The sequence below is a fragment of the Nostoc sp. genome, assembly GCF_036917435.1.
In the GTDB taxonomy this organism is placed as follows: Bacteria; Cyanobacteriota; Cyanobacteriia; order Cyanobacteriales; family Nostocaceae; genus Nostoc.
The window spans coordinates 132,407-158,329 of sequence record NZ_JBALDM010000001.1; the positions used below are offsets into that span (position 1 = coordinate 132,407).

At 43.3% G+C, this 25,923-nt stretch carries 17 protein-coding genes; 5 read left to right on the top strand and 12 right to left on the bottom strand.

Annotation, left to right across the window (positions count from 1 at the left end; all coding sequences use genetic code 11):
- Nucleotides 1–80 precede the first annotated feature (80 nt).
- The 3 genes from V7K98_RS00640 (at nucleotide 81) to V7K98_RS00650 (ending at nucleotide 6,434) form a co-directional block, all read left to right on the top strand.
- Entirely contained in the window at nucleotides 81–2,759 is a 2,679-nt protein-coding gene (locus V7K98_RS00640; RefSeq protein WP_335018585.1) for a TIGR03960 family B12-binding radical SAM protein, read from the top strand.
- Nucleotides 2,760–3,564: 805 nt separating this feature from the next.
- On the top strand, nucleotides 3,565–5,769 hold the full coding sequence (locus V7K98_RS00645) for an Rne/Rng family ribonuclease (protein ID WP_335018587.1): 2,205 nt from the start codon (nucleotides 3,565–3,567) through the stop codon (nucleotides 5,767–5,769).
- An 8-nt stretch (nucleotides 5,770–5,777) separates the two neighbouring features.
- A complete protein-coding gene (locus V7K98_RS00650) occupies nucleotides 5,778–6,434 on the top strand; it encodes a ribonuclease HII (RefSeq protein ID WP_335018589.1) in 657 nt (218 codons plus the stop codon).
- A gap of 8 nt (nucleotides 6,435–6,442) precedes the next feature.
- Here the strand turns inward: V7K98_RS00650 and V7K98_RS00655 are convergent, their stop codons facing one another.
- Complete coding sequence (locus tag V7K98_RS00655; RefSeq protein WP_335018591.1) at nucleotides 6,443–7,030, bottom strand: DUF1997 domain-containing protein; 588 nt, start codon at nucleotides 7,028–7,030, stop codon at nucleotides 6,443–6,445.
- A gap of 625 nt (nucleotides 7,031–7,655) precedes the next feature.
- Between V7K98_RS00655 and pheA the strand changes: the two genes are divergently transcribed.
- The gene (gene pheA / locus V7K98_RS00660; RefSeq protein WP_335018593.1) at nucleotides 7,656–8,531 is read left to right on the top strand and encodes a prephenate dehydratase; all 876 of its coding nucleotides are present in this window, start codon (nucleotides 7,656–7,658) and stop codon (nucleotides 8,529–8,531) included.
- Between the two features lie 92 nt (nucleotides 8,532–8,623).
- On the opposite strand, the gene V7K98_RS00665 is transcribed toward pheA, so the two are convergent.
- The 9 genes from V7K98_RS00665 to V7K98_RS00705 form a co-directional block, all read right to left on the bottom strand.
- Entirely contained in the window at nucleotides 8,624–9,271 is a 648-nt protein-coding gene (locus V7K98_RS00665) for an LON peptidase substrate-binding domain-containing protein (RefSeq protein ID WP_335018595.1), read from the bottom strand.
- 219 nt (nucleotides 9,272–9,490) lie between these two features.
- Complete coding sequence (gene rpsJ / locus V7K98_RS00670) at nucleotides 9,491–9,808, bottom strand: 30S ribosomal protein S10 (RefSeq protein ID WP_008232935.1); 318 nt, start codon at nucleotides 9,806–9,808, stop codon at nucleotides 9,491–9,493.
- A gap of 179 nt (nucleotides 9,809–9,987) precedes the next feature.
- Entirely contained in the window at nucleotides 9,988–11,217 is a 1,230-nt protein-coding gene (tuf, locus tag V7K98_RS00675; protein WP_335018597.1) for an elongation factor Tu, read from the bottom strand.
- Between the two features lie 23 nt (nucleotides 11,218–11,240).
- On the bottom strand, nucleotides 11,241–13,319 hold the full coding sequence (gene fusA, locus V7K98_RS00680; protein WP_335018599.1) for an elongation factor G: 2,079 nt from the start codon (nucleotides 13,317–13,319) through the stop codon (nucleotides 11,241–11,243).
- Nucleotides 13,320–13,456: 137 nt separating this feature from the next.
- The gene (rpsG, locus tag V7K98_RS00685) at nucleotides 13,457–13,927 is read right to left on the bottom strand and encodes a 30S ribosomal protein S7 (protein WP_094331156.1); all 471 of its coding nucleotides are present in this window, start codon (nucleotides 13,925–13,927) and stop codon (nucleotides 13,457–13,459) included.
- A gap of 553 nt (nucleotides 13,928–14,480) precedes the next feature.
- The gene (rpsL, locus tag V7K98_RS00690) at nucleotides 14,481–14,867 is read right to left on the bottom strand and encodes a 30S ribosomal protein S12 (RefSeq protein ID WP_335018601.1); all 387 of its coding nucleotides are present in this window, start codon (nucleotides 14,865–14,867) and stop codon (nucleotides 14,481–14,483) included.
- Nucleotides 14,868–14,993: 126 nt separating this feature from the next.
- Complete coding sequence (locus V7K98_RS00695) at nucleotides 14,994–15,323, bottom strand: HesB/IscA family protein (protein WP_335018603.1); 330 nt, start codon at nucleotides 15,321–15,323, stop codon at nucleotides 14,994–14,996.
- Nucleotides 15,324–15,543: 220 nt separating this feature from the next.
- A complete protein-coding gene (locus V7K98_RS00700; protein WP_335018605.1) occupies nucleotides 15,544–15,963 on the bottom strand; it encodes a cupin domain-containing protein in 420 nt (139 codons plus the stop codon).
- 305 nt (nucleotides 15,964–16,268) lie between these two features.
- Nucleotides 16,269–18,326 (bottom strand): phosphodiester glycosidase family protein, encoded by a 2,058-nt coding sequence (locus V7K98_RS00705; protein ID WP_442940381.1) that lies wholly within the window; start codon nucleotides 18,324–18,326, stop codon nucleotides 16,269–16,271.
- Nucleotides 18,327–19,219: 893 nt separating this feature from the next.
- Between V7K98_RS00705 and gltB the strand changes: the two genes are divergently transcribed.
- Nucleotides 19,220–23,947 (top strand): glutamate synthase large subunit, encoded by a 4,728-nt coding sequence (gene gltB, locus V7K98_RS00710; RefSeq protein ID WP_335018607.1) that lies wholly within the window; start codon nucleotides 19,220–19,222, stop codon nucleotides 23,945–23,947.
- Nucleotides 23,948–24,084: 137 nt separating this feature from the next.
- Here gltB and V7K98_RS00715 read toward each other — a convergent pair whose 3' ends face one another.
- Both V7K98_RS00715 and V7K98_RS00720 read right to left on the bottom strand, forming a co-directional pair.
- Nucleotides 24,085–24,531 carry a hypothetical protein gene (locus tag V7K98_RS00715; protein ID WP_335018609.1) on the bottom strand — a complete coding sequence of 149 codons (447 nt, stop codon included), beginning with the start codon at nucleotides 24,529–24,531 and terminating at the stop codon, nucleotides 24,085–24,087.
- 73 nt (nucleotides 24,532–24,604) lie between these two features.
- Nucleotides 24,605–25,516: a polysaccharide deacetylase family protein gene (locus V7K98_RS00720; protein WP_335018611.1), complete on the bottom strand. Its 912-nt coding sequence runs from the start codon at nucleotides 25,514–25,516 to the stop codon at nucleotides 24,605–24,607.
- Between the last annotated feature and the right edge of the window lie 407 nt (nucleotides 25,517–25,923).

Here is a 25,923-nt window from a genome sequence, read left to right on the forward strand (position 1 = left end):
ATAAATTATGTTATAAGACCTAATTTAATGCTAAGGTTAAGTCTGGGTAGCTGTAATTAAGGTAGCTAGAAGATAGCACAGTGGCTGTTGCAGTTGAAAAATTAATAACATCGGATATCTTAAAACCAGGGCGTTACCTTGGTAATGAGCGTTTAGCAGTACATAAAGATTGGGATAAGGCAGCAATACGCTGGGTCTTAACCTACCCGGAAGTATATGAAGTCGGTGCATCCAATTTAGGGCACATTATCCTATACAACATCTTGAACGCCCAACCGCGTCAGTTGTGCGATCGCGCCTACCTCCCAGGCAAAGACCTGGCAGCCAAACTACGCGAAACTAATACGCCATTGTTTGCGGTAGAGTCAAAGCGATCGCTCACAGAATTCGATATTTTAGGTTTTAGCCTCAGTTACGAACTGGGTGCAACTAATATCCTAGAAATGTTGGATTTGGCTGGAATTCCCTTGACGTGGAGAGAACGCCAACAAACAGGGGGAGAATTTACGAATCTCCAGTCTCAGTTTCCATTAATTTTTGCTGGTGGGCAAACAGCAACATCGAATCCTGAGCCTTACGCTGACTTTTTCGACTTTATCGCCCTTGGAGATGGAGAAGAACTGCTGCCAGAAATTGGTTTGGTGTTGGAAGAAGGCAAACAAACAGGATTAAGTCGGCAAGATATATTACTGGATTTGGCACAGATACCAGGCGTATATGTTCCCCAGTTTTACGACATGGCAGAGGATGGCTCAGTTCACCCTTGTCGCCCTGACGTACCAAAACGAATTCTGCGACGGGTTGCAACTCCCATACCAGCATATTCCATTGGCTTAGTTCCCTACGTAGAAACGGTGCATGACCGTTTGACTATTGAGATTCGGCGTGGTTGCACTCGTGGCTGTCGCTTCTGTCAACCAGGAATGCTGACTCGGCCAGCACGGGATGTAGAACCCGATAAAGTTGTAGAAGCAATTGAACAGGGAATGCGGGCAACTGGTTACAATGAGTTTTCCCTACTATCTCTGAGTTGTTCTGATTATTTGTCCCTACCAGCAGTGGGGATGGAAATCAAAAATCGCTTAAAAAACGAAAATATTTCTCTGACTCTACCAAGCCAACGGGTAGACAGATTTGATGAGAATATTGCCAACATCCTGGGAGGTACGCGGCAAGGTGGGCTGACTTTTGCTCCAGAAGCTGGAACTCAGCGGATGCGAGACATCGTAAATAAAGGTTTGACTAATGAAGAATTGTTGCGGGGAGTAAAAACCGCTTGGGAGCAAGGCTGGGATAAAATCAAGTTGTATTTTATGATTGGCTTGCCAGGTGAGACGGATGTTGATGTTTTGGGCATAGCGGAAACAGTTAGCTGGCTACAACGAGAATGTCGGGGCAAAAGCAGAAAACCTCTGAACTTTAACCTGACGATTTCCAACTTTACGCCCAAGCCCCATACACCATTCCAGTGGCACTCAGTCTCTACCACTGAATTTAAGCGCAAACAAAACCTGTTGCGGCAAGAATTCCGCCGAATGAAGGGAATGAAGGTAAATTTTACCGATGTCCGCATTTCGGCAATGGAAGATTTTGTGGGACGAGGCGATCGCAATTTGAGCAAAGTAGTCCGTCGCGCCTGGGAATTGGGCGCAGGAATGGATTCCTGGTATGAAAATTTAGATCGAGCTTTTAGCGCTTGGGGAGATGCGATCGCCGGGGCCGATCTAGACTGGAAATACCGCCAAGTAGAAAATGGCGAATGGAATTTGTTTCACGCACAAGAGCAGAACAGATCGGAAGATGCGGAAAATAGCCAATTCCTCACTCCCCACTCCCCACTCCCAACTCCCCACTCCCTAGACATTCCCCTACCTTGGGATCATATTGATACCGGGATTGATAAAAAGTGGCTCAAAGAAGACTTGCAACGCGCCTTAGAAGCGGCAATTGTCCCCGACTGCTCTTTTGAAGGTTGTTCTCACTGTGGCGTATGTGGAACCGATTTTGGCCATAACGTCGTGATTGAATCACCTGCTATCCCCCAATTTGCTGGTGAGTTTGTCCCCAACACAACTAAGGCGCAAAGACTAAGAGTTTGGTTTGGAAAACAGGGTAATATGGCTTTGGTAAGCCACTTAGATTTAATCCGTCTGTTTGATCGAGTTGTGCGACGAGCAGGTTTACCAATTGCTTTTACTGGTGGGTTTCATCCAATGCCGCGAATTTGTGTAGCAACGGCTTTGGCTCTAGGGGCTACTAGTAGTGGTGAAATTGCGGATTTTGAGTTAACTGTACCACTAGACATCGATAGTTTTCGAGAAAAATTGGTTCGGGAAATGCCCACAGACATACCCATATATAATGTGGAGCAGATAGATTTGAAAACTCCGGCAGCTACTCAACTGCTAGAAACCGCAGAATATTTAATTACTGTAGCAGCACTTGAAGAAACAACACCCGTACAATGGCAAGACTGGATTGACACCATCAAAGCAAAAGACGAACTTTGGTACGAGCATACAACAAAGTCAGGCAAGAGCCAGTTAATAAATCTGCGCGATCGCTTATTTGAACTGGAATTAGTAGAAACCCCCAACAGCATTGCAGAATCTATATCTGTTATCCGTTATGTAGGTAGCTATCGCCAAGATGGTTTTCTATTGCGTCCTGAACAAATCATGTTTATGCTAGGGACAGTGGCTGGTGGAGAATTTCAACTCCTGCACATCCACCGCAATCGGCTAATTTTAACGGTATAATCCCTGTAGGTCAGCTTGCTAGTAGTTGTCCTAACATGGCACATCGTCAGAATTGATTTTTAGCAAGGTTGCGTTAGAATGGGGTGAAGAGAAATTTTCTGGCGCTGCATTGAATTAGCTGGTTCACTACCCTGGTGTTCAGGGGGCGAAAGCAAAGATATTAGAGTGAAACTTCTAGGATTTTATCCCAGACAAACTGAGGCAGATTAAAGAACACACACTCTCTCTATAGCTACCTTGTGAATCAATAACTAACAGCAGGCTCGGTTAGCTTCTCTCAATCCATGCTTTTCAAACAACTGCTGAATGTCTAATTACAGTAGTGCCCAAGAACTAAGTGCATTACTCTTGTAGAGTTTTTCGCCCTTGGTGTTACCGCAGGGTAATTAACTTCTGTCGGTTACAGCAGTTTGCAGACGTTCACGAGACGCGCAAATCGGGATAAATCTGGGGATTGGAAAATAGAAATAGTTTCTTTTTTTTAACGACTTCAGTAGGTTACTCTCAAAAAAAGCTTCCTGAGTTAAAAACTCACTCAGGATTCAGAACTTTCAACTCAGAACTCTCTTTATTGAGAGTATTGCATTGCAAATCAACCACAGACGGTTGATTTAATTGCCTAAACATGCAGACGTTCTGGAATAATCCGCCGTGAAAACGCTCTTAAGAGCGCCAATAGCTATTTAACTTAGAACATCAGGTTTGCGATTTTTATCATCAGTAGCGCCTTTAGAGGGTTGCAAGGGCAACAAAGGGATAACAAACCTCCAGACCTATTGGTGCTGCCAATTTTTGAGGAAATTGAATGCCAAAACAAATTATTATCGCGGAGCAGCATCAGATTGCTGCTGTCTTTTCTGAAGATCAAATACAGGAACTCGTTGTTGCTACAGGTCATCACCAAATAGGTGATATCTACTTAGGAGTAGTAGAAAACGTATTACCTGGGATAGATGCGGCTTTTGTGAATATTGGCGACCCAGAGCGCAACGGTTTTATTCACGTCACCGACTTGGGGCCATTGAAGCTAAAGCGTACCGCCGCAGCCATTACAGAACTATTAGCACCACAGCAGAAAGTTTTGGTGCAAGTAATGAAAGAGCCAACGGGGACGAAAGGGCCCAGGCTCACAGGTAATATCACCTTACCCGGACGCTATGTAGTACTGATGCCTTATGGTAGGGGCGTAAATCTATCCCGACGAATTAAAAGTGAAAGTGAGCGTAACCGCTTGCGGGCACTAGCGATTTTGGTCAAACCGGCGGGAATGGGTTTGCTCGTGCGTACAGAAGCCGAAGGTAAACCAGAAGAAGCGATTATGGAAGATTTGGAGTTGCTGCAAAAGCAATGGGAGGCGATCCAACAGGAAGCGCATTCTACCCGTGCCCCAGCACTGCTCAACCGAGACGATGATTTCATTCAGCGCGTATTGCGGGATATGTACGGCGCGGATGTCAATCGGATTGTCGTAGATTCTAGTACTGGTTTAAAGCGCGTAAAGCAGTACTTGCAGAATTGGAGTGGAGGTCAAACACCGCAAGGATTGTTGATTGACCATCACCGCGATCGCTCCCCAATTTTAGAGTATTTCCGCATCAGTGCTGCCATTCGAGAAGCCCTGAAACCAAGAGTAGACCTACCTTCGGGAGGTTATATCGTCATCGAGCCAACGGAGGCATTAACCGTAATTGATGTTAACTCAGGTTCCTTCACGCGATCGGCAACAGCTAGAGAAACAGTATTGTGGACAAACTGCGAAGCTGCAACAGAAATTGCTCGCCAGTTGCGTCTGCGGAATATCGCCGGGGTGATCGTCGTTGATTTTATTGATATGGAATCACGACGCGACCAACTGCAAGTTCTCGAACACTTTAATAAAGGACTCAAAGCAGACAAAGCTCGTCCTCAGATTGCTCAACTTACCGAACTGGGTTTAGTAGAACTGACCCGCAAACGTCAGGGTCAAAATATTTATGAATTGTTTGGTGAAACTTGTCCCACCTGTGGCGGTTTAGGACATACTGTGCGTCTGCCTGGAGAAATCGAAAACCGATTACCAATACCAGCAGAAACACCAGAGCGTGAGCGTTTTGTATCCTTACCTCACCGAGGAGAACCCCGTCAGCCATCTGCCCGCGTCCCGGAACCACGAGAAACTTATGATGGATTTGGGGAAGCATTTGACGGCGACTCAGAATCGAGTAACTTAAATCTGCTCAATCATCCTAGTTATCAAGAACTTAATGATAATAAGCGTCGTACCCGCACTCGCCGCAGTAAAATTGGCATCAATGGGTTAAACGGGAAAGATGAATCTCGGGTTATTGCCAATCCACTAGCTTTTGCTAACGAGCCAGATTTAGACCTTGATATAGAACCAGAACTAGGAGTTGCACCAGAAATTCCCTCACCCACCCTTGGTAAACCAGGTTGGAATGAAAGAGTAGAGCGCACTGTAATAGAGCGCACTAGAGTTATCAAGGCAGACCCAGTTAAACCAGTGGTAGAACCACCGGAAATTAGAACTGTAGAAATGAGCCTCCAAGAACAAGATATGTTTGCCTTGATGGGAATATCTCCTTTGGTGAAGCTAGATCAAGAGGTAAAAAATACCAAGTCTGTGATTATTAACGTGATTCAGCCTGGTCAAGTACGAACGACTCCAACTGAATCCATTTCAGAATCACCTATTGCCCAAAAAGTAACACCTGAAGTAATTGCAACCAAGTTACCAATACCAAAAGTTATTGAGCCAGAACAAAAATCTTTGATAGAAGAGACAACTGAACCATCTGAGTTGACTGCCAATCCTTCGGAAATCTTGTCTGTGAAAGCTTCCGTCAACGCGATCGCAGATGAAACTGATGCCAACAGTGCCACCAATGCGATCGCAGATGAAACGGATGCAAGCAGTGCTACCAATGCGATCGCAGATGAAACTGATGCCAACAGTGCCGCCACTGCTAGCCGTCGTCGCCGCCGTCGCTCCTCAGCGATCGAGGATAATTAATTTGTTTTATGGTAGAAACATCGCCAACGCCCTTGGAACAATCCAATTGGCTGGAGTTTTCTACCTTGTCAGGGATTCCAGGATTGGTTGCAGGCGTTGATGAAGTAGGGCGAGGCGCTCTATTTGGCCCAGTGGTAGCAGCAGCAGTGATCCTACCAGATCGTGCTTTGCCAATATTGATGGCAGCTAAAATTAAAGACAGTAAAAAGTTGTCTAGTTCTCGCAGAACTCAGCTAGCACAGCAAATTTGTGGGCTGGCTATAGACTGGAAAATTGGGTTTGCTTCTACTGCCGAAATTGACAAGATAAATATTTTGCAAGCGACACTATTAGCAATGAAGCGGGCTGTACTGAAGTTAAAGGTACAGCCTGTACTCTGCTTGGTTGATGGCAATCAGTCAATCAAAGACTTGCTCTTGCCACAACAAACAATAGTTAAAGGGGATGAGCGATCGCTCGTTATTGCCTCTGCTAGTATTGTTGCCAAGGTTTGGCGTGACGATCTGGTAATGCGTCTAGCATTAAAATACCCTATGTACAATCTAGAGCGTAACAAGGGTTATGGTAGCCAAAAGCATTTGCTGGCTTTGCAACAATACGGGCCATCGCCCCTACATCGTCAGTCTTTCCGTCCTTGCCAAATCAAAGTACCGAACGCTGAGTGATTAAATGATTACTCAGCATTCAGGATTGGCAATTCAGTATTATCACTGTCAATTTCTCTATCTTTAGTTTGTGATATTACCCAGTGGCGATAATCTGCCAAAAGTTGATTTAATAATCGTTGCTTAACCGACAACAGCACGCTTTTGAGCAAACCATTACCAGTAGCTTCTAAAATCGGCTTAGGAGTAAAAGAAAATGGCGGTGGTAAATCCACCAGCACTTCTAAATCAGCCCTTCCTTCCAAGCGAGTACCAGTACTAAACTCTTTGGGAGACAAATGCCCTTTTAAATTGAGAGTAAAGCGCTGGTTAATATACTCGAAACCCAGAATTTCACAGCGTAGCGATCGCAAATTAATTATTCCATTTGATTCTGCCCAAACTCTCATGTCTACAGTCGGTTGAATACTCAATGACATAAAAGTGAGCGGACGCATTTTCAAGCGAAATACTTCCTCAGAAAGCTGCTGAATTCGGGTGTTGTCAGCCAAAGCCCTAACCAGACGTTGGGGCTGACGCAAGTAGTGCTGAATATGAATAGGCTGCTCTGGAACAGCGATTTCAACCGATTGAGAGGCAGTAAACCGGGTAGCCATGAGCGAATAAAAATATCTGTTTCTTAATTTTAATATTTTTTAACAACTTAAATCTGATTATTAGAAATTACAAAATTATCATTGCTTATCAGCCATACACCATCAGCAAAAATTTGGTACGCTCATTACTATCTTTAGTTCAACAAATATAGATTAAGATTAGACCTTTCAAGGTGGGTAAAAATTTTGGTAAATAAATTCCTCTTTAAGCTCTTTACTCTGTGTCCTCTGCGCCTCCGTGGTTAAAAAAAATACTTTTAAACCGCAGAGGCACAGAGAACGCTGAGAAAAGATCAGAGATTTTATGAGTCACGTTGAAAAGGCTAAGATTAACATTTAACTCTTGACAAAAAGTAAATAATATGAGTTGTTTGTTGGTTAAAAATTAACATAATTGCTCTGAAATATTCAGAGCAATTTAGTAAAAAAACTGCCAGAAAATCTATCTGCTAAAAGACTTATTTTAATAATTTGTTTTCCTCGATACATATTTCGGTCTATTGGTTTAGTGCGTAAATTGTGAGATAACAATTTTTACTAAGAGTAAATGTTGGATATATTTGCTCAACCCAAAATATTATAATCTCTGTTTACACAATTAAACTCGCAGATCAAGGCTAAAGACATGACTCTATCGATCGCACATTTAGGGCCTCCCGGCACTTACACAGAACAAGCATCTGCTCTTTATCTCAACTGGTTGACTAAAAGTACGGGAGTTGAAGCTACGTTATCTCCATATCCCACCATCCCACAATCACTGCGTGCCGTTGCTGATGGGAAAGCTCACCTAGCTGTTGTGCCAGTAGAAAATTCTATTGAAGGGAGTGTTACCACAACACTGGATACACTGTGGCAGTTAGACAGTTTGCAAATTCAGTTAGCTTTAGTATTACCGATTGTTCATACCTTAATTTCTTGTGCGTCTAACTTAGATAAAATTAAAACTGTTTACTCTCACCCGCAAGCTTTGGCACAATGTCAGGGATGGTTAGAGCGGTTTCTGCCGACTGTACAGATTATTATCAGCAATTCTACAACCGAAGCACTACAGAGATTAGAGCAAGAAACAACAACAGCTGCGATCGCTTCTAGTAGAGCCGCTCAACTTTACAAACTGCCCATACTTGCCACTGGTATAAACGACTATCCAGAAAACTGTACTCGTTTTTGGGTAGTAAGTCTGGGTGAAGCAGATGCTGGATATCAGACATCAACAACACCTACTAGTCACACATCGCTGGCTTTTAGTATGCCTGCCAACACACCTGGAGCATTAGTAAAACCTTTGCAAATCTTTGCTCAACTAGAAATTAACCTCAACCGAATCGAATCTCGTCCGACGAAGCGATCGCTAGGCGAATACTTGTTTTTCATGGATTTAGAAGCAGATGTCAAAGAAGCACAAATGCAATCTGCTTTAGCAGAATTAACTATCCACACAGAGATTTTAAAAATTCTTGGCGCTTACAATGTTTTACCTATCAGCGCTTTTAGTTGAGAAGTTAGGAGTTATCAATTAGGGAATATAAATTATAAGTTGTCAATCTTGTATTATTTGTTATTTTTCCTAACTCCTAAACTCCTAACTCCTCATTTTTCATTAAACGTGTCTTTAAGAACAGAGCGAGCTGCTAAATGATTACGAGTAGAAGTTAAAATTTCTGCTTCCCGCTCTAGACGAGTTGCAGTATCTTGCATTTCTAGCAATAATTGCTGCTCTGCGGCGACACCGTAAAGATTACTGGCTACCCAATAAGATAGTTCTGTTGGTAGCTCAGGCAAATCTTCTGGCAGTTCGATATTTTGTTCGGTTAATTTACCTGATAGACGCACAACATCTCGCAGTAGTTGTTCTACCTCAGAAGACAAAGGATGCAAATCTTTAGTTGGTGCTTGGTCTTCAATCCACTCAACTAAGCCAACCCGGTATGGCTTTTCACGAACATACTCTAATACACGAAATCTTTGCTGCCCTAAAGTCAACACCTTGATTCGATCGTCTGGCAGCCTTTGGTGATGAACGATTTCCGCACAGCAGCCAGTGTTTGCAATTGTACCTTTGACTGGATCGAACATCAAAACACCGAACCTGCGATCGCTCTCCAAAATCGTGTTCATCATGATTCGGTAGCGAAATTCAAAGATGTGTAGAGGTAATGGTCTACTAGGAAACAGAACTACTTCGGGTAACGGGAACAGAGGTAGTTCACGAACTGCAATTTTAGAAGATGATGTCATTGTTATCTTGGTATAAACTTAATCTTTAAAATTTCTTTTTCTCTGATTTTCCCGTATTTTGTCTATATTCTATCATTTGTTTTCTAGCTAAATAAAAGCCCTGAGATATATTTCTTCAGGGCTATGTAAATATTAATACTAATTTCACTAGTCAGTTGTCCTTTGTCTTTTGTTTATTAGCAAATGACCAATGACCAATGACCAATGACTAATAATTAATTAAAGTTTGACTTCGATATCTACACCTGATGGTAGATCCAATTTCATCAGGGCATCTATAGTCTTAGAAGAAGGCTGATAAATGTCAATAATCCGGCGATGAGTACGGGTTTCAAAGTGTTCCCGTGAATCTTTATCTACGTGGGGCGATCGCAGCACACAATAGATCCGGCGTTTTGTAGGTAAAGGAATTGGGCCTATAGCTGTAGCGTTGGTACGGTTAGCTGTGTCTACAATCTTCTCGCAAGATGTATCTAATAAGCGCCTATCAAAGGCTTGTAAGCGAATTCTAATCTTTTGCTGCTGTAGAGTTGCCATCTTTAATTTTCCAGGTTCTGCGTAATTAGGGGATTATTTACAGGTTAAAGGTTACAGGGCAAAGGTTACAGAAAACTATTACCTGTCCCCTGTAACCTATTACCTTATTTATAGAGGGAAGAGAAAGGAGCAGAGAGGAATTATACCATCTCTGCTCCTTTGTTATGAGCCAAAAGGTGCTATTTGAGAATTTTGGAGACGACACCAGCACCGATGGTACGTCCACCTTCGCGGATAGCGAAGCGCATTCCTTGTTCAATAGCGATCGCGTTGATCAATTCAACTGTCATCTTGATGCGATCGCCTGGCATCACCATTTCTACTTCTTTGCCTTCATCGGAGATATAGGCTTTGATAGTACCAGTTACATCGGTTGTCCGTACATAAAACTGGGGACGGTAGCCAGCGAAAAATGGAGTCTTACGACCACCTTCTTTTTCTGTTAGGACGTATACTTCACCTTCAAATTGAGTGTGAGGTGTAATTGAACCTGGTTTGGCTATTACCATACCGCGCTCGATATCTTCTTTCTTGAGACCACGCAGTAGTACACCCGCGTTATCTCCAGCCAGACCTTCGTCGAGGCTCTTCTTGAACATCTCAATCCCGGTGACGGCAGTACTACGAGTGTCTTTCAGACCAATTAGCTCGACAGTATCGCCAACCTTAACTTTCCCGCGTTCAATCCGTCCAGTAGCCACAGTACCACGACCTGTGATCGTGAACACATCTTCTACTGCCATCAAGAAGGGCTTATCAATATCCCGCTCAGGAGTGGGGATAAAAGAATCCACAGCGTCCATTAAGTCGTAGATTTTATCTACCCAAGGATTTTCACCTTTTTTGGTCTTAGGATTCTTGGTCATTGCTTCAAGAGCTTGCAGACCAGAGCCTTTGACAATGGGGATATCATCACCAGGGAAATCATAGCTGCTTAACAGTTCTCTTAGTTCTAGTTCTACTAGTTCCAAGAGTTCTGGGTCATCCATCAAGTCTTCTTTGTTCAAGAATACAACCAGACTGGGAACGCCCACCTGTTTTGCTAACAGAATGTGTTCACGGGTTTGGGGCATAGGGCCATCAGTAGCAGCTACTACGAGGATACCTCCATCCATCTGAGCAGCGCCAGTGATCATGTTCTTAACATAGTCAGCGTGGCCTGGACAGTCTACGTGAGCATAATGCCGACTTTCGGTTTCATACTCAACGTGAGCGGTATTGATGGTAATACCCCGTGCCTTTTCTTCTGGCGCGTTATCGATTTGATCGTAGCCTTTAGCTGTAGCTTGACCAAGAGCCGCCAAGGTCATAGTGATGGCTGCTGTTAACGTGGTTTTACCGTGGTCAACGTGGCCAATAGTACCGATATTGAGGTGGGGTTTATTCCTTTCAAACTTTGCGCGTGCCATGAATCCTCATTTCCTTATTTTAACTAAGCGTTCCCTTTGCTTTTTGCAATGATAGTTTCAGCTACGCTCCGAGGCACCTCTTCGTAGTGGCTGAACTCCATCGTGAAGGTACCCCGACCTTGCGTTTTTGACCGGATATCAGTGGCGTAGCCAAACATACTCGCCAGTGGAACTTTAGATGTTACCTTAGCGAGTCCCTTTTCGGTGCTTTGGCTTTCAATCTGCCCTCGGCGGGTGTTGAGGTCGCCAATGACGTTACCCATATAGTCTTCAGGTACTTCAACCTCAACTTTCATCATAGGCTCTAAGATGACAGGTGAAGCTTTCAGCACAGCCTCTTTCATCGCCATTGAACCAGCGATTTTGAAAGCCATTTCTGAAGAGTCTACATCGTGGTATGACCCATCAATTAGCGTCACTTTAACGTCAATCAACGGATATCCAGCTAGAACACCGGATTCGCAGCTTTCTTTCATTCCTTGTTCTGCTGGACCAACGTACTCTTTAGGTACTGTACCGCCAGCAATTTTGGAGACGAATTCAAAGCCAGTACCGGGTTCTCCAGGCTCCAAATTGATCACAACGTGACCGTATTGACCTTTACCACCACTCTGGCGGATGAATTTGCCGTCAACTTTATTCACAGCTTTCCGAATTGTTTCTCGGTAAGCTACTTGTGGCGCACCTACATTCGCTTCCACCTTGAATTCTCGTAACATCCGGTCTACTAGAATTTCTAGGTGTAGCTCTCCCATTCCGGCGATCACGGTTTGGTTTGTTTCGGGATCGACGCGGACGCGGAAGGTGGGGTCTTCTTCTGAGAGAGATTGCAGAGCTTTGGACAACTTGTCCATGTCGTTCTTGGTTTTGGGTTCAACCGCCACCGAGATTACAGGCTCAGGAATGAATAGGGATTCCAGAATTACTGGCGATCCTTCATCACAGATCGTGTCACCTGTCAAGGTGTCTTTCAATCCCAGAGCAGCTCCCAAATCACCCGCTCGCAGTTCATCGACATCTTGCCGATCGTCTGCTTTCATTAGAACTAAGCGGGAAATCCGTTCTTTTTTATTCTTACTAGCGTTGAGAACGTAGCTGCCCTTTTTCAGGACACCAGAATAAACGCGAACAAATGTTAGGCGACCGTAAGGATCAGCCATAATTTTGAACGCCAGAGCCGCTAGGGGTTCGTTGTCATCAGCCCGCCGCTCAATAGTATCGCCATTGGGCAGTAAGCCTTGAATTGGTGGTACTTCACTTGGCGCTGGCAGGTAATCGACAACGGCATCCAGCATCAACTGCACGCCTTTGTTTTTGAATGCTGAACCGCAAAGTACTGGTACAATCGTCCCCGCAATTGTGCCTTTACGCAGAGCAGTGCGAATTTCCTGTTCTGTAAGTTCTACCCCCTCGAAGTACTTAGCCATCAGAGCATCATCAGTTTCCGCCGCCGCTTCTATGAGCTTGGTGCGGAATTCGTCTACCTGTGCTTGCAATTCTTCCGGGATATCGGTTTCCTGGATATCGGTTCCTTGGTCGTTGGCGTAAATATACGCACGTTGGCCTACTAGGTCAACGATTCCTTGGAAGTCGTTTTCACTGCCGATTGGTAGTTGAATAGCGATCGCATTCGCCCGCAAGCGATCGCGAATTTGCTCGTGAACTTTATAAAAGTTCGCTCCGGTGCGATCCATTTTATTGACAAAGGCGATCCGAGGTACTTTGTAGCGCTCTGCTTGTCGCCACACTGTCTCAGACTGCGGTTGCACGCCGCCCACAGAACAAAATACTGCGATTACGCCATCTAAAACGCGCATGGAACGCTCAACTTCAATTGTGAAGTCTACGTGACCCGGAGTATCGATAATGTTAATTTGATGATCTTTCCAACTGGTACTAATAGCAGCCGCAGTAATGGTAATTCCCCGCTCCCGCTCCTGCTCCATCCAGTCTGTGACGGCAGTTCCTTCATGAACTTCGCCAATTTTATGAATTATCCCAGAGTAAAATAATATTCTCTCTGTGGTTGTTGTTTTGCCCGCATCTATATGCGCCGCAATACCAATGTTGCGTACTTTATCTAGCGGGATCGTGCGTGCCACAGCTACCTCCTATAGTTTTTGCCTCATGATATCTTGTATATTACTCTTTGTTAAGATTCTATACTTTTACGGAAAACCGTCTTTTTGTGTAAATCCACGATATACCGCTTCAGCAATACGATATATCGCTTTTCTACTTAATAACGATAGTGGGCAAATGCTTTGTTAGCTTCTGCCATCCGGTGCGTTTCTTCGCGTTTCCGAATCGCATTGCCAGTTTCATTGGCAGCATCCATTAACTCATTTGCCAATTTGCTTGCCATTGTCCGCCCTGGTCTAGACCGGGAATATTGGACTAACCAACGCAGTGCTAGGGTAGTGCCCCGTTCTGTACGCACTTCCATTGGTACTTGGTAGGTTGCTCCACCTACTCGCCGAGCTTTTACTTCTACTAGAGGCGTTGCATTTCGCACTGCTCTTTCAAAGGTTTCTAAAGCACCGTTACCAGTGCGTTCCTCAATAGTTTTCAATGCTTCATAAACAATTCGGGCGGCAAGTGATTTCTTGCCATGACGCATGATCCGTCTGATAATCATGCTCACAAGGCGACTGTTATATACAGAGTCAGACGGGACTGGGCGCCTTTGAATAACACCACGACGAGACATACTTCACCTTTAATTCGGAATTTGGCAACGAAATTATATGCTATCAGACACCGGAAACTAAAAGCTGTGGAACCCAACCCTCAGACTTTTTCAATTTTGTTTTCGACTGTTGCAGCAAGGCTGACGTATTGACTGCCAATTTTGGATTAGAGTTTTTGGTAGACGTTCCGACCACAAGGATTGGAAAAATCAAAATTCTGTAAGTGTCATCCCCTTGTGGGTTCGACCAATCCAAAATTGCAACCAGTTCGACTGAGCCTAGTCGAAGTCTAAAAATCTAAAATTCATTGACTTGCTACCTGCAATTAAATACTTAAGGTGACAAGATTCTAAACCTTAATGTCAAGATGAGAATTCTGCTGTGGGTTACAGCCTTCTCTTCAGAACACCTACACTTGCTCGCTTAGTGTAGGTGTAGCTTGCTTGATTTTTTTAAACAGACTTGAGCAGCTTTCATAACTACTGTTAGAACACAGACCCTGATAGTTTTTTGTCCTTGGGCGCTTCTTAAGATAGACGATTAACCGTGTTGGGTGCGATTAATCGCCTAATCCTATTTTTTCGCTCCTGCTTTAGGACGCTTGGTTCCATACTTGGAACGCCCTTGTTTACGGTCTTTGACTCCGGCTGTATCTAGGGTGCCACGGATAATGTGGTATCTCACGCCTGGTAGATCCTTAACCCGACCGCCACGAATCATCACAACTGAGTGTTCTTGTAAGTTGTGACCGATACCTGGAATGTAAGCTGTGACTTCAAATCCAGATGTAAGTCTAACTCTTGCTACTTTCCGTAAAGCTGAGTTAGGCTTCTTTGGTGTGGTCGTGTATACTCTGGTACAAACTCCCCGACGTTGAGGGCATTGTTTCAGAGCCGGGGACTTGGTTTTCTGACGCGCTTGTTCGCGCTCGGTACGTATTAGCTGCTGTATTGTTGGCATGAGTTACAGCGCGTAAAGCTGCTTATATGTCTAAGTTTTAACAAATCCTGATTATATCGTTTTTTAGTGTTTTATGTCAATTGTAATTTTTCCTTAGTTATTAGCAAACGATCGCTATTTAAGGACTTATTGATTAGTTGTCAAGAATGAATTACCACAGCCACAGGTTGCGATCGCCTGGGGATTGTGGAAGCGAAAACCACCACCCATTAAGTCTTCTGAATAATCAACCCTCAAGCCGTTGAGGTAATTTAAGCTTGTAGCATCTATGACTACTTGAACCTCTTCCAAGTCAAAAACCTGGTCGCCAACTTTTATTGCTTCATCGAAGGACATATCATAAAAAAAACCGGAACAACCACCTGGTTTTACTGCCAATCGAAACAAGACATTTGGCTGTTGCTTGGACTTTATTCGCCCAATTTCACTCGCGGCTGCTTGACTCAGATGAATCATGGAACTCGTTTTTTGCAATTAAACACCCCATCTTCATATTACAGACAGATAGGTTAACTCTTGCTTCTCAAAAATTCCAAATTCATAAGCGCGATCGCTATTACTACATTTATAGCACAACATGATTTAGTCCCCACCTTAACTAGGTAGGGACTTCTGGGGTGCAGTGGTTCGCAAATACGGTTTGCACAACAATATATTCAGTTTTTAGATTAGAGTTTTAATCCTTAGTACGGGCATAGTCATCTTGGTAGCGAATAATGTCATCCTCTCCCAAGTATTCGCCATTTTGCACTTCAATCAATACCAAGGGAATTACGCCAGGATTCTCTAAACGATGAGATGTACATTGGGGTACATAAGTTGACTCATTATTGCTCAGTAGTACTTCTTGCTCGCCACAAGTTACCCTGGCTGTACCAGAGACGACAATCCAATGTTCACTGCGGTGGTGGTGCATTTGTAAACTGAGGCGGTGTCCGGGCTTAACTTCAATGCGCTTGATTTTGTATCCGCGCCCTTCTTCTAAAACTGTAAAAGCACCCCAAGGACGTAACTCAGTTGCAGCAACGCCTCTGGAAGTGATACTTGAAGGTAGGTGTAGAGTCTCAGTCTGTGTAGTTTCTTGATATCTAGCCATAGTTACCTCATTTGAAGACATAACAAACCGTTGGTACTCTTAACTATTGATAAAAAATCTGGCGCTATCTTGCAATGTTGAAAATCAGCAATTTTGTCGCACCTTGATAAACATAGCAAAATCAGACGTTATGGTGTAAATCATCACTACTAAAAACCTTGTATCTACACCAATTCTTCATCAAGCAAAATGATAGCTTGTTCTGAGCTTTAAAAAAAGATTGGGCATTGGGCATTGGGCATTGGGCATTGGGCATTGGGCATTGGGAAAGAAACTTCTTAAATAATTCTCCCTCATCTCCCTGATTATCTTGGTTTCAGGAAAATCCCAATTCCATTATGAACACGAGCGGCGGTACTAGGCGATCGGTTAAGTAGTTGCCCTCCTAAGTAAAGGCTGGTAGAACTACCGCCGTCCAAATTTAAGGCATCTACACAGCCCATCTTTTGCATTAGTTGGGCATGTTCTGCCAATGTAGGGCCGTAACCTCCGCCACCATTATGTACAGCAGCAATCATTAGTGTGCCTGTTGCAGTTGTACAAATACCGCTACGAATAGCCTTTTCTGCAATAAAGGCATTGCTGAATTTTTCAGCTTTGGCATCAAGGACAATTTGACGATTTTGGATTAATAGCGGCCCGGCCCCGATAATGTGGGGATAACGACTAAAATCAGTGGGAGTAGTGTTGCTGGAAATACTTACTGTGCTTCCAATAGGTAACTGTGAGGCAGTGTTGGCAGCGTTAGCGCGTAAAGTTAGTAGGTAGCCATCCTGGGGAATGGGAACCGCGATCCCACCAACTTTGCCGCCTGGTAACTGTTGAGTAATTTGGTCTTTTTGTACCACTAGGATAATTTCGTTATCCGTTAGGGGTGTGTAAGTTGCTCCCCAAGCTGGGGTGTAACGGGCAATGCCACTCTGGACGTAGCCGCTATTAAGAAACAGAATTGGTAAGCGCTGGTTATTTGCCGCGATTAAAGTTTCTTCTAAGGTGAGACGACCGAAGTAAAATTGGCCTGAATCATTCCAAGCGATCGCACCTCGGTTAAGAATAGGGCCTGATAACCACTGATTATCCCGGCGAATCGCACCTAATGGCAATCTGTTATTGCGGTTAAAATAACCACCGTTAATTCCAGCTACTGCTAAGTAACGTTGGGCTGTTTGAATTAAGGGAGCAGTACCCGCAAGCCCATCAGGACTAGCCCACATAGGTTTCAACGTTAGCCCAAATTTGCGGGGATTTACTTCTAACCAGACTACTGGAAAGCGTTGAGTGCCTAATTTGACATAATTTTGTCGCCAGCGTAATCCTGGGGCCCAAGTAATATCTCGTTCTTCTAAAGGATCGGGTCGAATATCGATAATGAGGCGATTGGGGTTAGCTAGAGTGCTAACTTGAGGCGATAAACCAAAGGGAACGCTCAAACTAATAACTGTTTGGTTTTTCACCACCTCTACTTTTTGAATAAGTGGTTCAGGAACTGGTGCTGCTGGTATTGGTTGTGTTGGTGTAGCTGGTAATAATTGCTTGAGTAGGTTTGGTAATAATGTTGGTGGTGCGACTGGTGGCTGGGGGGTATAGCGTTCTATTAAAATGGGATCGGCTATTCCATCTAGGGTAATTGTCCACTCTCGATTTGGCGGTGTAGTGGGTTTGAGGGTTGGCGTGTCTGGATCGGAAGATGGAGTTTGTGGTTTTGCGATCGCTGATCCTTGTGCGACTTGCCAAGGAGTTGGACGATCTAAATCCACAAAAATCCGAGCCTGTTGTAAAGAATTAATACTCGCGTCTGAAAGTTGCTGACTCTGAACAATATTTGTGACTTGCGTTTTTGGGGTAGCAATCACCAAGGTGTTGCCATTGGTTCGGATTTCCCATCCAGATGTTTGAGCAAAATTGCTAATATCAAGGTAGCGATATGCTCCTAGTAGTCTGGTGGATAAAACCAGTGGCTTTGTCACCGATGAAAACCACTGTATTGGTTGCTTCGCTGAATTACTAGTGTTTAAGAAATTTACTCCGATTAATTGTCTGAATACCCCATCGCTGAGATGAGTTGTCACTTGACCAGATTTTCCAGGTTGCTGCAACCAAGTTCCTGGTAAAGTACGACCATTAAGGGAAATTTGATTACCAGAGGATGCCACCCCTGTTAAAGGTGATACAGGTGACTGGGAAATCAGTATTTGTTGTTTGGTATTTTTCAGTAACTCCTGGGCGTTGGTAGCACAGGTACTCGTTAAGCACAGTACTGTTAAAAGTATTGGTGAGACAGTAGCCCGAAAAAATCTGCGATGCCTGCGGCGAGCGCAGCGATCGCTAATCCCTAATTGGCAACAACTCGGCATTTTTACCATAATTTACTAGTTACTTTTGAAAACTATCACCCCAAGGTATAAACTAATTAACTAATTATTTGGAAATATAAAGATTACATGACTTTATTTCTTAAAAACTATGTTAGTCTATACATTGCCTACTTTTGTCTTTTATAAATAAACAAATTTAGATACTAAAGCCACTGCAAGCAAGTGTTTTAACTGGCACTAATTCTAACCAGACTATACACGGTAGTATTGGTTATTAAACTAGATTAAGATGTTCGATCCTGACTGAATGTTGTATTTCAGTGAGGTCTAGTTAATAGTAATACATGTGTCAACTGGTAAGGGCTTTCCAAGAAATAAATTATCCATTTGTGGGATGGGCATCTTGCCCGTCCTAACATTGGGTACGGGCAAGATGCCCATCCCACAAGAAAATTTGGGATATTTTTTTATTTGGAAGTCCCTAAGCAGAAAAACTCCAGACAACAACAAAAATATTTGGGAATTGTCAAATGGGTATATATTGTAATACGCTGATTTTATTGCCGGATCGGGATGAGTTCGGCTTTAAAACATAAGGACAGCTTTCAATTTTAGTTTTGTTTTAGGTGAGCCGAAATAGTCTCTGTGAGAAGCTACCGTGCATCTGGAAAAAGGGAATTGGGAAAATACTTAGCTTCACAATATAAAAAAGAAACTGTCAGGGCAAAAATCATGTCTTGGCGGAGGTAAATTGTCTAACACCGCATAAATACATAAAAAATACGCAGCTATTTTAACACGGGGGAACTAAGAAAGTAAAACCGAAGTTAAAATTTTTTTTCCCTAAATTTCGGTGCTTATATATTTCTCCATCGCGGAATTTATAAATTTTTTCCGTAAGTAGTGGCAAAATTGGTAACTCAATACTTCAGGAACAGGGTATGAATAATCAACCGATGAATCAAGACCAGAAAATCACAGCGAATATAAACTCAAGAGATACCTATCAAGGGCAAAAGTGGTTAGTAGAAGAACGAGATGCCTGTGGTGTGGGTTTTATTGCTCATCGTGAGAATCATACCAGCCACGAAATTGTTGAAAAAGCCTTAGCTGCTTTAACCTGCTTAGAACATCGGGGAGGTTGTAGCGCCGATCGAGACTCTGGTGATGGTGCTGGAGTTTTGACAGCTATCCCTTGGGATTTGTTCCAACAAGACTTTGCCGAAAGGGGGAAGGAATTTCCATCCATTAATAATATAGCTGTGGGGATGATATTTCTACCACAAGACCAGGAAGCAGCACAAAAAGCTAGGATGGCTGTTGAGCAAGTAGCAACCGAAGAAAAATTGATTGTAGTGGGCTGGCGAGTAGTGCCAGTACAATCTGATTTACTGGGTGTACAAGCAAGAGAAAATCAACCCCAGATTGAACAAGTTTTGTTAGCTTCTGTTGACAAAAGTGGCGATGAATTAGAACGACAGTTGTATATTACCCGCCGCCGAATTAGTAAAGTTGCAACCAATATCTCAGAAGAATTTTATATCTGCTCTTTGTCAAGCCGGACAATTGTTTATAAAGGCATGGTGCGTTCTGCCGTATTGGGAGAATTTTATCAAGATTTAAAAAATCCGGTTTACAAAAGCGCCTTCGCTGTGTATCATCGCCGCTTTAGTACCAACACAATGCCCAAGTGGCCCCTAGCTCAACCAATGCGGCTTTTGGGTCACAATGGCGAAATAAATACCTTATTGGGTAACATCAACTGGATGATGGCACGAGAAGCTAGCCTGAATCATCCTGTATGGAGCGTACAGCCCTCCACGCATGAAAACGGCGCAGCCTCTTTGCAGGAGACTCGCATCAACGAACTGAAACCATTAGTTCATATTGATAACAGCGACTCCGCAACGCTAGATAACGTACTGGAATTACTGGTGTGTTCTGGACGCACCCCCTTGGAAGCTTTAATGATTATGGTTCCAGAAGCTTACCAAAATCAACCTTCTTTAAATAACTCTCCAGAAATTGTTGATTTCTACGAATATTACAGTGGTTTGCAAGAAGCATGGGACGGGCCAGCCCTTTTAGTATTCAGTGATGGCAAAAAAGTTGGTGCAACACTAGATCGTAATGGTTTAAGACCAGCCCGTTATGTAATCACCAAAGATAACTACATTGTTGTTGCTTCCGAAGCTGGTGTAGTGAACTTTCCAGAAGCTGATATTGTCGAAAAAGGTAGACTTGGCCCAGGGCAAATGATTGCCGTGGATTTAGTCAACCATGAAGTGCTAAAGAATTGGGAGATTAAGCAGCGCATTGCCAAGCAGCACCCTTATGGAGAATGGCTGCAACAGTATCGTCAAGAATTAAAGTCATTAGTCATTGATCATGCGTCATCAGCAAATGGCAATGGACAAATGACAAATGACCAAGCACAAGTAACAATTGACAAGCAAACCTTGCTTCAACTGCAAACCGCCTTTGGCTACACCACAGAAGATGTAGAAATGGTGATTCATGAAATGGCAAAAGCCGGTTCAGAGCCGACTTTCTGCATGGGGGATGATATTCCGTTAGCGGTGCTGTCAACAAAACCCCACCTGCTTTATGACTATTTCAAACAGCGCTTTGCTCAGGTGACAAACCCGGCGATTGATCCCCTGCGGGAAAAGCTAGTGATGTCTTTGAAAGTCGAACTAGGGGAACGGGGTAACTTATTAGAACCTAAGCCAGAATATGCTCGGAGATTGAAACTCGAATCGCCAGTGTTAACAGATGGTGAATTAGAGGCGATTAAGCTGTCAGGATTTGCCACAGCCGAGTTGTCAACCCTATTTGCGATCGCCACCGGTCGAGAAGGATTGAAAGCCGCAGTCCAGGCTTTACAAGCACAAGCAGCTGAATCAGTCCGGGCGGGTGCAAGGATTTTAATCTTAAGCGATAGGGTAAATGACGGTATTAGCCCAGAAAATACCTACATTCCTCCCTTATTAGCGGTGGGTGCTGTACATCATCACCTGATTCGGGAAGGGTTGCGGATGAAAACATCCCTAATTGTCAATACTGCCCAATGCTGGAGTACTCATCACTTTGCTTGTTTAATTGGCTACGGGGCTGGCGCAGTTTGCCCGTATATGGCTTTAGATACGGTGCGTGATTGGTGCGTTGATCCCAAAACCCAAAGGTTAATGGAGGTGAAAAAACTTCCAACCCTCAACGTAAAACAAGCTTTAGATAACTATCGCAAAGCAGTAGAGTCAGGCTTGCTGAAAATTCTCTCCAAAATGGGAATTTCTCTACTTTCCAGCTATCAAGCAGCCCAAATATTTGAAGCAATTGGCATTGGTGGAGATTTAATTGAACTAGGATTCCGTGGTACGACTTCCCGCATCGGTGGTTTGAGTGTTAGCGAACTTGCTGATGAAGTACTTTCTTTCCACGTCAAGGCTTTCCCAGAACTGACGACTAAGAAGTTAGAAAACCTGGGCTTTGTACAGTACCGTCCTGGCGGCGAGTACCACATGAATAGCCCCGAAATGGTTAAGGCGCTGCATAAAGCTCTAGATGGCAAAAACTACGACCACTACGAAGTTTACAAAAAGCACCTCCAAGGCAGACCAGTAACAGCTTTGCGAGACTTGCTAGATTTCCAAGGCGAACGCACCCCAATTTCTCTAGAAGAAGTAGAGTCGGTAGCTGAAATTGTCAAACGTTTCTGCACTGGAGGCATGTCTTTAGGCGCTTTGTCAAGAGAAGCCCATGAAACTTTAGCGATCGCCATGAATCGCATCGGCGGTAAATCTAACTCTGGGGAAGGCGGCGAAGATCCAGTGCGCTATAAAGTTCTAGATGATGTAGACGAGTCCGGCCATTCGCCAACCCTGCCCCATCTAAAAGGATTGCGGAATGGGGATAAAGCCTATAGTGCCATTAAGCAAGTTGCATCGGGACGCTTTGGTGTCACGCCAGCGTACCTAGTCAACGCCCAACAAATTGAAATCAAAATTGCCCAAGGTGCTAAACCTGGGGAAGGTGGACAGCTACCAGGGCCAAAGGTGAGCCAATACATTGCAATGTTAAGGCGCTCGAAGCCAGGTGTGACACTGATTTCGCCACCACCGCACCACGATATCTATTCAATTGAAGACCTAGCACAACTGATTTTCGATCTGCACCAAATTAATCCCAAGGCAAAGGTGTCGGTGAAGCTAGTTTCAGAAGTTGGCATTGGCACGATCGCGGCTGGTGTGGCTAAGGCAAACGCTGATATTATCCAGATTTCTGGACATGATGGTGGTACAGGTGCATCTCCGCTTAGTTCGATTAAACATGCTGGTTCACCGTGGGAATTAGGTTTAAGCGAAGTGCATCGGGTTTTGATGGAAAATAGTTTGCGCGATCGCGTGATTTTACGTGTAGATGGCGGACTAAAGAGTGGCTGGGATGTGGTAATAGGTGCATTGATGGGTGCTGAAGAATTCGGTTTCGGTTCCATCGCCATGATTGCTGAAGGCTGTATCATGGCGCGAGTTTGCCATAAGAATACCTGCCCTGTAGGTGTTGCCACTCAGCAAGAAGAACTCCGCAAACGGTTTACCGGAATACCAGAAAAGGTTGTTAACTTCTTCTACTTCATCGCCGAAGAAGTGCGGAGTTTGTTAGCACGACTTGGCTACCGTTCTTTGTCAGAAATCATTGGACGTGCAGATTTGTTGAAACTGCGCGAGGAGGCAAAACTTAGCAAAACGCGATCGCTAAACCTAGACTGCTTACTTAATCTGCCAGATACCAGAGACAATCGTAGCTGGTTAGTGCATGAAGAAGTCCATAGCAACGGCGTGGTTTTGGATGATAAGTTCCTTGCCGATCCCGATATTCAGGCTGCCATTCGCAACCAATCCACTGTCACCAAGAATTATCCTATTGTCAATACTGACAGAACAGTGGGTACAAGATTAGCAGGTGCGATCGCTTCTCAATACGGTGACAGTGACTTTGAAGGGCAAATTAATCTCAACTTCACAGGTAGCGTAGGGCAAAGCTTTGGTGCATTCAACCTTCCCGGCATAATTCTGACTCTGGAAGGAGAAGCAAACGACTACGTAGGGAAAGGGATGCATGGTGGTGAAATCATCATCAAACCTCCTACTGATGCTACCTATAACGCATCACAAAACGTCATAGTTGGCAACACCTGCCTCTATGGTGCGACGGGTGGAATGTTATTTGCCAATGGACTAGCCGGAGAGCGATTTGCTGTGAGAAACTCCAAAGGCATAGCAGTGATTGAAGGTGCTGGGGATCACTGCTGTGAATACATGACTGGTGGTGTGATTGTCGTCCTCGGCAAAGTAGGACGTAACGTAGCAGCTGGCATGACTGGTGGACTGGCATACTTCTTGGATGAAAATGTCTCATTTGATGAGTTAGTCAACCCGGAAATAGTTACAATCCAACGGGTGATTACAGAAGCAGGTGCAAAGCAACTGCAAGAGTTAATCCAAACTCATGCAGAACGCACTGGTTCACCAAAGGCGAAGAAAATTCTGCAAAACTGGCAAGAATTTTTACCGAAATTCTGGCAGTTGGTTCCACCTTCTGAAGCTGATAGTCCAGAAGCTAATCCTGAAAAAAAAACAACTGAGTTCAGTTTAGTGACTAGTCATTAGAATCGGAGTGAAAAGGACGTAGGCACAATTCATGAATTGTGCCTACTAAGGATTTACCGCAACTCATAATTAATTTCTGGAAATGTCTATTGTTTTAAATTAGAGATAGAAAAAGGCTATATTTATAGTTTAGAAATTTATGAAGGCCAGCGAAATACCTTTCTCATCATAAATATAGCTATACTTGCACCTATTGCCCCTAACATACCCAGAATTAATAATCTCAAATCAATTTGAGGAAAATTAATAATTACTTTAAGCATTGCATAATGAAAATCAATAATTAGTTTAAGTATTTTATTTGGATTTTTAAATGAATCTTTATTAAGAATAATAAACCCGATTAATAGACCTTCATACCCTCCGATAGCACCAATTAATAGTCTAAATATTTTAATGAAAAAATTGGTTTTCCTTGTGATAAGTAGAGTAGCTATTCCAGCAAATGCTCCTCCAAAAAAAGTTAGCCCAAATATTATTGCGAGAAGTATTAATGACTCTCGATTGCTTGGTGGTTCAGGAAAAGGTGATCCAAAAAATATTGGGAAAAGTATTGATAATCTTAGATCGTCTGGCTCCCACATAATCTAAATTATTCATGACGATGAATTTTAGTTTTTAGCCAATTACTATTGACAAATTAACCATAATTAATAATTATTGCTTTTTCTTAGCAACCAACTTTTGGTCTGCATCTTCCATTTCTAAAAGTTCTGGAATAGTCACAAAGCGATAGCCTTGTTTTCTAAAATTGCTAATAATTTCTGGTAAAGCTTGTACAGTTCTAGAACGGTTGCCACCACCATCATGCATCAGCACAATCCCACCAGGTTTTGAATCTTTAATTACGTTATCGATTAACTTTGGTACAGGTGGTAATTTGTAGTCTGTAGAGTCAGCCGACCACATGATTACAGCATACTTCTGTCCTTTCGCATAAGCAGATAATCCGTTGTGCAACATACCACCAGGCGGTCGGAACAGATTTGTTTTAGCACCTGTAATTTGATAAATTAGGTCTGTTGTGCGGTCAATTTCATAAGCTGCCGCTTGTTGATTAAAGAAGTGATACCAGTGATGCCAAGTATGGTTAGCAATGACGTGACCTTCAGTTACAATTTTCTTTCCTATCTCTGGAAAATTTTTTAGGTTTTGCCCGACAACAAAAAATGTTCCTTTGATATTATTTGATTTCAGAATATCTAATACTTGTTCTGTAGTCTCAGGCCAAGGGCCATCATCAAAGGTTAAAGCAATCACTTTTTGACCCTGAGTGAGTTTTGCCTCTTCGATTATTGCCCCTTGAAAACGTGACGGTAGAGCGTAAGATAGTCCTTTTGTTTGTGCTTCTTGTTGCCAACTTGCAAGCATTGCTGCTTTTAATTTCTCAATGCGCTGCTGAGTTCCTACGTTTGCAACTACATCCTTGATATCTATATTTTGTCTAATCTGAGCTTCCGAAGCATTTGGTCTTAGAAGCATCATAAAAGCAAGGCTAAAAACACCACCTAAAGCAAGCAGTGCAATTAATATTCCTTCTGGCCACAGAAACGACTTATTGTTTTCCACCTCATAGCTCCTTCAAATATCGAACCATCAACTACAGTTATGACGGTACGTCATAGCACATTTTTTAGATATCTTAGATACCAGTTACTTTCTGGTAATCCTGAAAATTGGAATTGGGGCTAACGAAGATTTACCATTAAGAAGATAGACTATAGTGCTTTAACTGAATCTACATACTTTAGATTTGGATGAGTGCTTACACAATACTTAGTAATGTTTAATATCAACCCATTCATCAAAGGCAAAGTCTGTACTTCCAAATTCTTAACGCTAGCTCTAAGAAGGAGCAAAATTTAGATAATTAGCCACACCCCAATATCCTCTTAAATAGGAATTCTGAATTAGTTTCTGTCTTTCATTTCACAGCTAAGGCAACACGATCCTTTCAAGTTTTATAGCTTTATAAA